A 10,700-nucleotide genomic window follows, 5' to 3' on the forward strand; every position below is an offset into this window, starting at 1 on the left:
CGCCAGGCCACCCCGGCGTGCGCCGGTCCGGCGGCCAGCCAGTGCCGCGCCGCCTCGGACAGCCGGCCGGTGCCGTCGAGGACCCGGGCGACCGTCGCGTGCCGGCGGGTGCGGCGGGCGGCCGGCTGCGCCCGGTACACGACGTCGCGGACCAGCGCGTGCGCGAACCGGAACCGGCCGGAGGCGGCGTCCTCGACCACGATCCCGGCGGCCACGGCCGGGTCGACGTCGTCGAGGACGGTGTCGGGGTCGGCGCCGGCGGCCGCGGCGAGCACGTCGAGGTCGTACTCCCGGCCGACGACCGCCGCGCAGCGCAGCAGCTCGCCGGTCGCCGCCGGCAGCCGGGCGACCCGCCGGGCCAGCACGTCGGTGACCGCGGCCGGGATGTCGCCGGCCCCTTTTTCGAAGCGCAGCAACTCGACCAGGAAGAACGGGTTGCCGTCGGTCCGCTCGCGCAGCGCCGCGGCCTCGTCGGCCGCCCCGGTGACGGTGCGCATGAGCGCGCCGACGCCGTCGACCGACAGGCCGGTCAGGTCCAGGCGCAGCGCCTGCCGGCGGACCAGCCCGACGCCGGCCTCGGCGAGCGCCCCCGCGGGCTCCGGGTGCAGGCGGCGGGTGACGGCCAGGACGAGCCGGGTCTCGGGCAGGTGCTCGGTGAGGTGCCGTACCAGGCGCAGCGACGAGGGGTCGGCCCAGTGCAGGTCGTCGAGGACGACCAGCAGCGGCGTGCGGGCGGCGGCCGCGGTGAGCAGCCGGGCCACGGCGTCGAACACCCGGAACCGCTCGGCGTCGACCGACACCGGCTTGACGGCCGGGCCGGTCACGCCGGGCAGCACGTCGGCGTCCGGGCCGGCCAGCTCCCGCACGGTGCCGGGGCCGAGCGCCGCCGCCAGGTCGCGCAGGACGCCGGTCCACGGCCAGAACGGGGGCGCGCCCTCGTCCTCCGAGCAGCGCCCGGTGAGCACCGCGAACCCGGTCGCGTGCCGGGCCAGCTCGGCGGTGAGCCGCGACTTGCCGATCCCCGGCTCGCCGGTGAGCAGCGCGAACCGGGTGTGCCCGGCCCGCGCCTCGGCGAGCAGGCCGGTCAGGGCGGCCAGCTCGGCGTCGCGGCCGGCGAGGGGCCAGTCGCGCGGGTCCGCGGCCGTGGGCCGCTCGCGGGGTGCCGGGTCCGGCGTGTGCGTGGTCGGGAGGTCCTGCCGCAGTACCGCGAGCTCGACCGCCCGCAGCGTCGCGCCCGGGTCGACGCCCAGCTCGTCGGCGAGCACCCGCCGGATGGCCTGGAGCGCGTCGATCGCCTCGGCCTGCCGGCCGGCCCGGCCGAGCGCCAGGGCCAGCAGCGCCCACAGCCGCTCCCGCAGCGGGTGCCGGCGCGCCTCGGCCTCCAGGGCGGCGGCCACGGTCGCCGGCTCGCCCAGCTCCAGGCGCACCAGCGCGAGGTCCTCGATGGCGACCAGCCGCAGCTCGGCCAGCCGGGCCCGCTCGGCGACGGCGGCCTCGGCCTCGTCCAGCTCCAGGTACGGGGTGCCCCGCCAGAGCGCGAGCGCGCCGCTGAGCCGGGACGCGATGGCGTCGAGCTCGGCCCGGTCCAGGCCCTCGGGCACCCTGGGCAGGTCACCGTTGCCCGGGGTCAGGCGGCGGTGGGCCGCGTCGACCGTGGCCGCGAACCGGTCGGCGTCGACGTCGTCGTCGGCGAGCCGCAGCGCGTACCCGGGCGGCACCGTCACCAGCACCGACGGCCGTCCGCGGGCGGCCCGGCCGGGCTCGACGACCCGCCGCAGCCCGGCGATGTACCCGTGCAGGGACGACAGCGGCGACGGCGGCGGGTGGTCACCCCAGAGCAGGTCGACGAGCGCGTCGACGGCCACGGCCCGCGGCCGGTGCAGCGCCAGCGCGGCGAGCACGGCCCGCTGCTTGGGGGCGCCGGCGTCGACGGGCTCATCGGCGTCGACGACCTCGACCGGACCCAGCACAGCGACCTTCACCGCCCGACCATAGGCGCGACCGGCCGCCTGTTCCGTCGGCTGCATGACGGTTGGCCGCTGGTTCCCGACTCGGTGCGCTGGAAGGCGGCGTCCGTCCACCGGGGCCGGACGCCGCCTCCCGCGTTCAGGACAGCGTCTCGGTGACGCCGCTGGTGAGCAGCGACTGGTAGTACGTGCCGCCGGGGTAGTACGTGGCCGTCGTGGTGCCGTCGGCCGCGTCGACCGCCCAGGCCACCGCGAAGGTCTGCAGCGCCGCCACGTTCTGCGGCTGGGAGCTGCCGTTCAGGACCGTGCACAGGCCGTCGGTGCTGGCGCCCTCGGCGTCGCAGTGCGAGCCGGTGGTGAGCCGGACCCCGAGGAACGGCCGGTCCAGGTCATTGACGAGCTCGGTCGTGCCGTTGCCGAAGCTGTTGGCGAGGTACGGCGGGGACGAGATCGCGTACACCGGCACGCTCGTCGGGTTGAGGCCGTTGAGCCCGGTGGCGAGGTTGGAGCCGACGGGCGACTTCACCGGGTCGAGCAGCTGGACGAGCTTGACCCGGACGAACTGGGACGGGTACGTGGTGCGCAGCCGGTTCGCGATGTACGCAACGGCCTCACCGCCGGCGGAGTGCCCGGCGATGACGTACCTGGTGGGCAGCGAGGTGCCGGACCGCCCGGCCGTGGCGGCGGCCGTGGCGTAGCTGCGGGCGAGCGCGCCGTTGGCGTTGCCCGCGTCGCCGAGCAGGGCCGCGACGTTGTTGAGGAACGGCGTGTTGTTGCCGATGTTGTTCACCGTGCAGCCGAAGATGTCGGCCGACGGCAGGGTGGGGGCGAAGACCACGAAGCCCGCGGTCGCGTAGTGCTCGGCCAGGTCGGCCAGGTTGCCGTTGGAGCGGGAGAAGCCGTGCTGGAGGTAGACCAGGCCCTTGGGGCTGGTGGTGGCCGGGAAGAACCAGTCCGCGGCCGGGTGGTACGTGAACGCCGCGCACTTGACGTCGACCGTGGAGCTGACCTGCGTCCAGGCCGGCGCCGCGTGGGCGGTGCCGGGCAGGGTGAGGGCGGCGGTGACGGTGAGGGCGGCGGCGAGAGCGGAGACGCGCTTGGCGAACATCGGATACAGCCTCCTGACGTGTATCGCTGAGTGATACGCCGTTTCCTTAATGGAAATTCACGCATCGTTGTTGGCAGGCTGTCAAGAGGCATCGACTGCCATTGGTGAAACCGGGGGGCCTTCGGCCGGCTCCGCGGGCGGTGTGGACCGGGAGCCCGGGGCGCACCCGTGGCTTGCCGGCGGGGTGCGGGCCGCGCTCGGCGCTGCAGGGTGGGCGGCGCGGGTTGCGAGGGCGCTGTGCGGGCGGGCGCGGCCAACGTCGGTGTCGGTGCGCGCTGCCGCGGCCAACGTCGGTGTCGGTGCGCGCTGCCGCGGCCAACGTCCGTGTCGGTGCGCGCTGCCGCATGATCACGAAGAGTTTCCGTACCCCCGGGTGCGAGAACTCTTCGTGATCATGGTGACCCCGGCGCGGGCGGTGCGTGGCCGGATCGGGCGCGAACCCCGCGACTGGCCGGGGTCGTGGGGTTGCGCCACGGGCGGGTGCGGCGGCTCAGGCCGGCGTGTAGTCGGTGAGCGCCAGGCGGGCCGTGCGCGCCCGGTACTCCGCGGCCGGGCCCGGCCAGTTGGTGACCACCCGGCCGGTGCCGGTGCGGTACCAGTTGGAGCAGCCCGTCCAGACGCTGCCCGTCAGGCGGTGCTGCATCTCGGCGTCGAACGACGCCGCGACCTCCGGCCGGACCTCCAGCGGGCCCCGCGCCGCGACCGCCCGCACGGCCTGGACGATGTACCGCGCCTGGGACTCGTGGAAGTAGACGACCGAGGTGTTGCCGGTGTTGGTGTTCGGGCCGTACATCAGGAACATGTTCGGGAAGCCGGGCACGGTGATGCCCAGGTGGGCGTAGGCGCCGTCGCGCCACTCGTCCGCGAGCTCGCGGCCGTCGCGGCCGGTGACGCGCAGCGGGGTCAGGAACTCCGTCGCGGCGAAGCCGGTCGCGTAGACCAGCAGGTCGCAGTCGTGGACCGCGCCGTCGACCGTGTGCACGCCGGCGCCCGTGATCCGCAGGACGTCGCCGGTGACCAGGTTGACGTGCGGGGCGCGCAGGGCGCGGTACCAGTCGCCGGTGAACAGGACCCGCTTGCAGCCCATCGCGTAGTCGGGCGTGACGCTGTCCCGCAGCCGGCCCGCCTGCCAGTACCGCTGCAGCGTCGAGACGGCGTGGACCAGGCGCCTCGACAGCGGGCGGCCCAGGACGGCGCGGCCGGTGACCACCGTGAGCAGCCAGGTGCCGGCGCGGGCGGCGCGCATCACGCCGGGGACGTGCCGGTTGACGGTGCGGCGGATCCGGCCGTACCGCCGGTTCGGCTTCGGCAGCGTCCAGGGCGCGGTGCGCTGGAACACGGTGACGCGCGCGGCCCGGCCGGCGATCGCGGGCACCAGCTGGATGGCGCTGGCCCCCGTGCCGATGACCCCGACGCGCCGGCCGGTGACGTCGATCGCCGGGTCCCAGCCGGCGGTGTGGGTGACCCGGCCGGCGAAGTCGTCGGCGCCGGGGATCGCCGGCAGGACCGGCTTGGACAGCTGGCCGGTCGCGGGCACGAGCACGTCGAACTCCGCCGTGCTGCCGTCGGCGAGCGTGAGCCGCCAGGCGGTGCCGGTCCAGGCCGCCGCGACGACCTCGGCGTCGAGGCGCAGGTGCGGCTCCAGGCCGAGGTCGCGCACGCAGCGGCGCAGGTACTCGAGGATCTCCGGCTGCGGCGGGAACCGCTGCGACCAGTCGGGGTTGAGCGCGAACGAGAACGAGTACAGCGGGGCGGGGATGTCGCACGCGCAGCCCGGGTAGGTGTTGTCACGCCACACGCCGCCGACGTCGCCCGCCTTCTCGAAGACGGTCACGTCGGTGAACCCGGCGCGCCGCAGCAGGTGGGCCGCGGCGATCCCGCCGAAGCCCGCCCCGATGATCGCCACGCTCGTCACGGCCGGAACCTAACAGGTAATTGGCGGGCGGCCAATAGGCTCAGCGACGCCGGCGCGGGGCCCCCAGCGTCGGGAACACCTGCTCGACCAGCGTGATGAGCGTCGTCGCGAGCAGGGTGTGGACCTGCGCACGGTCGAGCGCGCCGCGCTCCAGCCACTCGCGCGCGGTCGCCTTGGCCAACCCGCAATACGCCCGGATCATCGCCCGTAACTGCTCCCGATGCCGCCGGACGCCGGCCAGCCCGACCGCGACCAGGATGCTCTCGGCCGCGATCTCGTCGGCCTCGGCGAGCACCCGCTGGATGTCCGGGTCCCGCCCGACCCCGCCGCCGTCGACGGCCGCCAGCCAGGACGTGCTGTGCCGCGAGACGACGTCGAGGAACCAGGTGACGCTCGCGTCGACCCGGGTCGCGAGGTCGCCCTCGGGCAGTTGCTCGACGGCCACCTCGGGGATGGTCACGAGCACCCGGACGGCCTCGATGAAGAGCCCCTTCTTGGTGCCGAAGTAGTGGTTGATCAGCCCGCGCGCGACCCCGGCCGCGTTGGCGATGTCGGTCGTGGACACCTCCGCGTAGGGCCGCTCCCCGAACAGCCGCACCGCGCAGGACAGGATCTGCTCGCGCCGCTCGTCGGGCTCCAGCCGCCGCCCGCGCGGCGCGAGCTCGCCGATCGCATGCATGTCAGCCATTATCGCCGCCCGCCGGCTCCGTCCGGGGCACGCCAGGCGGTGTGACGGTACGCGGGCGGTACGCGGCGCTCTCGCCGCCCGGCGCGGCGGGGCGCTTCTCAGGCGCGGCGGGAGGGGCGGTCGGGTGGTGTGGTGGCGTGGCGCTCTCGCTGGGCTGGGCGCTGGGGTTGCCGGGAGGCTCGGGGCGCTTCCCGATCGTGGCCGGAGGTGCGGCCGGGTGGTGTGGCGGTGCGGCGCTCTTGCTGGGCTGGGTGGCTGCGTGGCCGGGAGGCTCGGGGCGCTTCCCGATCGCGGCGGGAGGGGCGGCGGGCTGCCGGGGCGTGCGGAGTTCGCCGGGGGCGCCCTCCGGGACGGCCGGGTGGTGGGGCGTGCGGAGTTCGCCGGGGGCGCCCTCCGGGACGGCCGGGTGGTGGGGCGCGACCGGGGCGAGCCGCTCGTACGGCCCGCCCAGGGGCGGCCGCGGGTCCGGCTCGCCCCGGTTCGGCCACAGCGACAGCGCCCGCTCGGCCAGCGCGCAGATCGTCAGCGACGGGTTGACGCCCAGGTTGGCCGTGATCGCCGAGCCGTCGACGACGTGCAGGCCGGGGTGGCCGAAGACGCGGTGGTACGGGTCGACGACGCCCGTCGCCGGGTCGGCGCCGATCGTCGCGCCGCCGATGAAGTGGCCGGTCACCGGGCGGTTGACCAGCTCGGTGACGGCGCCCAGGGGTACACCGTCGATCTTCTCGGCGACCCGGCGGGCGACCTCGTGGGCGACGGGCACGAAGACCGGGTTGGGCTCGCCCTCGCCCGGGCCGCTGGTGAGCCGCTGCCCGCCGAACGGCCCCCGCCGTGCGCGGACCGTGATCGAGTTGTCCTTCGGCTGCATCGCGAGCAGGACGATCGTCTGCTGCGACCAGCGGCGTACCCAGAACAGCCGGGGCCAGTCCCGCCAGCCTGCCAGGGTCCGGCCCAGGCCCGCCAGCCAGCGCGGGGTCCGGCCGGTGTCGTCGACGAGCACGGCGGCCATCAGGCCCAGGAGGTTGCTGCCCGGCCCGTACCGTACCGGCTCGATGTGCGTGTCGGCGTCCGGGTGGATCGACGACGTGATCGCCACGCCGTGGCTGAAGTCGGCATCCCGGCGGCGGGCGCGCGGGCCCAGGATCGACTCGGAGTTGGTGCGGCTGAGCTTGCCGAGGCGGTCCGAGAGGTACGGCAGGCGGCCGCGGCGGCGCATGTGGTGCAGCAGCCGCTGGGTGCCGACGGCGCCGGCGGCGAGCACGACCTGGTCCGCGGTGAACGTCCCCCGGCGGGTGCGCACCGTCCAGCGGCCGTCCGGGCCGGGGGCCAGGTCGGTGACGGTGGTGCGCTCGTGGACCGTCGCGCCCGCCCGCTCGGCGAGGTACAGGTAATTCTTGACCGTCGTGTTCTTCGCGCCGACCCGGCAGCCGGTCATGCAGGCGCCGCAGAACGTGCAACTGGTGCGGTCGGGGCCGGCGCCGCCGAAGTACGGGTCGGGCGAAGTCTCCCCGGGGCGTTCGGTGATGTGGACGCCCACCGGGGTCGGGCGGTAGGTGTGGGCGACGCCCAGGTCCGTCGCGACCGCCAGCAGGACCTCGTCGGCGCGGGTCGTGACCGGGTTGACCGTCACCCCGAGCATCCGGCTCGCCTGGTCGTAGTGCGGGTCGAGCTCGGCCTTCCAGTCGGTGATGCCCGCCCACCGGGCGTCCTCGAAGAAGATGTCCGGCGGCCGGTACAGCGTGTTCGCGTACCCGAGGGAGCCCCCGCCGACGCCGGCGCCCGACAGCACCAGGGCGTGGGGGAGCAGCGTCATCCGCAGGATGCCGTGGCAGCCGAGCGCGGGCGCGTAGAGGTAGTCGCGCAGCCGCCAGGAGGTCTTGGCGAACTCGTCGTCGGCGAAGCGCCGCCCGGCCTCCAGCACGCCGACGCGGTAGCCCTTCTCGGTGAGGCGCAGCGCCGCGACGCTGCCCCCGAAGCCCGACCCGATGACGACGACGTCGTAGTCGCTGGTCACCCAGTCACGGTGCCGGGTTGTTGTCGGGCTGTCAACAAGTACCATGCGGGCATGCGCCTGGTCCTGCTGCACGGCATCGGCAGCCGCCGGCAGCTGTGGCGCCCCGTGCTGCCCGCCCTCGAGGCGCACTTCGACGTGCTCGCCCTGGACTTCCCGGGGTTCGGTGCGGCACCCTCGGGCGACGGTGCCGACGTGCCTTGGTTCGCGGACTGGGTGGAGGACCTCGCGGGCGGGCCGTGCCACGTCGCCGGCAGTTCGATGGGCGGCGGCGTCGCCCTGGAGCTCGGCCGGCGCGGCTTCGCCCGGTCGGTCACCGCGTTCAGCCCGATCGGCTTCTGGGGCCCGCTGTCCCGCCGCTGGTGCCAGGTTTCCGTGACGGGTGCACGGGTCCTGGCCCGGTCGTTTCGTCCGGCTTTGCCGGGCCTGTCGGGGACGAGGGCCGGCCGCGTCGCGCTGTACGGCCTTTTCTTCGGCCACCCGACCCGCGTCGACCCGGCGGAGGGCGTGGACGACGCGGCCGCCCTCGCCGCCGCTCCCGGCTTCGCCGCCGCCAGGGCCGCCTTCGCCCACCACCGCTTCGGGGACCCGGGCGCCCTGCCGGGCATTCCGGTGACGATCGCCTGGGGCAGCCGCGACGCGATCCTCCCGGCGTACCAGGCCCGCCGTGCCCGTCGCATCCTGCCGTCCGCCCGCCACGAGCGGCTGCCCGGCTGCGGCCACCTGCCGTTCGCGGACGACCCGGCGGGAACGGCCCGCCTCATCAGGGAGACCGCCGGCTTCACGGCCTGAGTCGGCCGTGGAACGTCTTGGCAGATCGTTTCCACGGTCACCTCGGCGCGCATGAGGCCCGCGCGTGAGGCGCGGATGTGAGGCGAGCGCGCGAGGCCTGACCCGTGGGGTGCGGGCGCGAGGTCTGGGCGCCAGGCGCGGGTGCGAGGCGGGGGCGTGACGTGCGGGCGCGAGGCCTGGCCGCTGGGCGCGGGCGCGGGGCCTGGCCACCGGGGTGCGGACGTGAGGCGCGGGCGCGGGGGCCGCAGCGGGGCCCAGGTGTGAGGCGTGGGTTTGAGGCCTGGCCGTAGGCCCGAGCGCGTGGCCCGGCCCCCGGTCGGCCCCGGACCGGCCCGGGCCGGCGCGGGGGCGCATGTGTCGCCGTCGTAACGAGGTCGCGGCGAAACCCAACAACGCCTGACCGGACGGTTGACAACGCGACCTCGTGACGCCTTAATGACGTTACCACCGAAGAAACGCCGTTCCACTCTGCGAAACAGCCCGGCTGATCGGTGGCCAGCCCGCTGCGGTTCCACCACCAGAGAGGAAGCGATGGGAACCCACTCCAGATTGGCCGTGGCCGGAGCCCTAGGGCTCACCGCGGCCATCGCCTTCGGCGGCGCGACCGCCCAGGCGTACGGGCCGACGGCGAACACGCTCGGATGTCGCATCTACTTCAGCGACGCCGGGACGGGCACCTCGCCGACGACGTGGAACGACACGTTCGCCCTCACCCAGACGCCGGCCACACCGGCGCCCGGGCAGACCGTCACGGTCACCTTCACCGCCGTGGCGGGGCCCAACAACGGCCCCGTCCCGCTCAATGCGGGTGACGTGCCGGTCGCGGTCAAGCTTGCGCTGGGCGGCTCCCAGTCCGGGACCGTCACGCTCAACATGGCCACCTACCCGGCGGCCGCGGCGCCCGCAAGCGCCCCGCTCGGCCCGATCACCGCCACCGGCACGTACGTCGCCGGGGGGACGGGCGCCGCCACGCTCACCGTCACGCAGGTCCAGTTCAACAACTCGACCGCCAAGACCTACTGCTCGAACGCCGGCGACCGCGACCACAAGGCGGCGCCGGAGGCGAGCACGATCGTCGAGAGCTTCAGCGTGTTCGGTGGCGGGACCACCATCACCTCCATCACCGGCCAGACCGTCACGAACGCGGCCCGGGCCGGCAACACCATCAACTTCTCGGTGTCGGGGATGGCGTCCAGCGCCGGCCTCACCGCGACGTTGAAGGACGCCGGCGGCAACGGCACGGGCGAAGGCAGCGGCACCGGCACCACCGACGCCACCGGCGCCGGCACCGGCACGCTGGTCGTCCCGTCCGGCGCCACGACCGGCGCCCGGACGCTGTCGGTCTCCGACGGCACCAACACCGTCACCCGGCCGATCACCATCCTCGGCGCCCCGGCCATCTCCATCACGCCCAGTGGTGGCGGGGCGGGCACCGCGGTGGCGGTCACCGGCACCAACTGGAACCCGGGCAGCACGGTCACCGTCCGGGGCTACCAGGCGGGTGCGCCGCCGCCCCCGGCGACGGCTGACGCGGCGGTCACCGCGACCGCGACCGCGACCGGGGCGGTCACCGCCTCGTTCACGGTCAACGACCCGACCACGGCGTACATCGGCGCTTCCTCGGGCGCGGGCCCGAGCACGCTGTTCGCCGTCGCCACCTGGACGGCCTCGGCCGACTCCTGCGTGGCGAAGGCCGGCGCGGCGACCACCGGCTCCTGCAACCTCACCTACAACCTGTCCCAGACGGTGACGGCGGGCAACCTCGCGATGTCGCGCGCCGCCGGCTCGGGCAACGTGCCGCTGAGCGGGGTCACGCTCAACGGCACCGTCCAGAACGGCACCGGCGCGCTCGCGCCGATCACCGTGACGGACTTCCGCGGTACCACCTTCGGCTGGAGCCTCGTCGGCTCGGTGAGCGACTTCACCGGTACCCCGGGCGGCACCATCCCGAAGGCGAACCTCACCTGGACGCCGACGTGCACGGCCACCGCGGGCTTCACCAACGCGGTCACCGCCACGGCCGGCTCCGCCGGTGCGGTCGACGGCTCGACCCTGTGCTCGGCGCCGGCCAACGCCGCCGGCACCGGTGGCAGCTTCGACGCCGCCGCGGCGCTCAACCTGCAGGTCCCGGCCTTCCAGCTGGCCGGCAGCTACTCGGCCACGCTCACGATCACGCTGAGCTGACCAGACCGGGGTGGGGGTCCTGCCGGGCCCCCACC

Annotated in this window: 6 protein-coding genes and 1 pseudogene; 2 read left to right on the forward strand and 5 right to left on the reverse strand. The window is 75.2% G+C overall.

Features of this window, described 5'->3' with window-relative positions; all coding sequences use genetic code 11:
* From ABZS66_RS39740 to ABZS66_RS39760, 5 genes and pseudogenes are all read right to left on the reverse strand, one after another.
* On the reverse strand, positions 1 to 1,982 hold a 1,982-nt coding region (locus ABZS66_RS39740; protein ID WP_354767101.1), incomplete at its 3' end, for an AAA family ATPase.
* A gap of 124 nt (positions 1,983 to 2,106) precedes the next feature.
* Positions 2,107 to 3,075: an alpha/beta hydrolase gene (locus ABZS66_RS39745; protein WP_354767103.1), complete on the reverse strand. Its 969-nt coding sequence runs from the start codon at positions 3,073 to 3,075 to the stop codon at positions 2,107 to 2,109.
* Between the two features lie 490 nt (positions 3,076 to 3,565).
* Complete coding sequence (locus ABZS66_RS39750) at positions 3,566 to 4,990, reverse strand: NAD(P)/FAD-dependent oxidoreductase (protein WP_354767105.1); 1,425 nt, start codon at positions 4,988 to 4,990, stop codon at positions 3,566 to 3,568.
* 40 nt (positions 4,991 to 5,030) lie between these two features.
* Complete coding sequence (locus ABZS66_RS39755) at positions 5,031 to 5,669, reverse strand: TetR/AcrR family transcriptional regulator (protein WP_354767107.1); 639 nt, start codon at positions 5,667 to 5,669, stop codon at positions 5,031 to 5,033.
* A 379-nt stretch (positions 5,670 to 6,048) separates the two neighbouring features.
* Positions 6,049 to 7,737, reverse strand: a pseudogene (locus ABZS66_RS39760) (GMC family oxidoreductase); the annotation flags it as partial.
* A 6-nt stretch (positions 7,738 to 7,743) separates the two neighbouring features.
* Between ABZS66_RS39760 and ABZS66_RS39765 the strand changes: the two are divergent.
* Both ABZS66_RS39765 and ABZS66_RS39770 read left to right on the forward strand, forming a co-directional pair.
* Positions 7,744 to 8,481 (forward strand): alpha/beta fold hydrolase, encoded by a 738-nt coding sequence (locus ABZS66_RS39765; RefSeq protein WP_354767109.1) that lies wholly within the window; start codon positions 7,744 to 7,746, stop codon positions 8,479 to 8,481.
* Between the two features lie 531 nt (positions 8,482 to 9,012).
* Entirely contained in the window at positions 9,013 to 10,665 is a 1,653-nt protein-coding gene (locus ABZS66_RS39770) for a hypothetical protein (protein WP_354767111.1), read from the forward strand.
* Positions 10,666 to 10,700 lie beyond the last annotated feature (35 nt).

Source organism: Dactylosporangium sp. NPDC005572, assembly GCF_040605515.1.
Taxonomy (GTDB): domain Bacteria; phylum Actinomycetota; class Actinomycetes; order Mycobacteriales; family Micromonosporaceae; genus Dactylosporangium.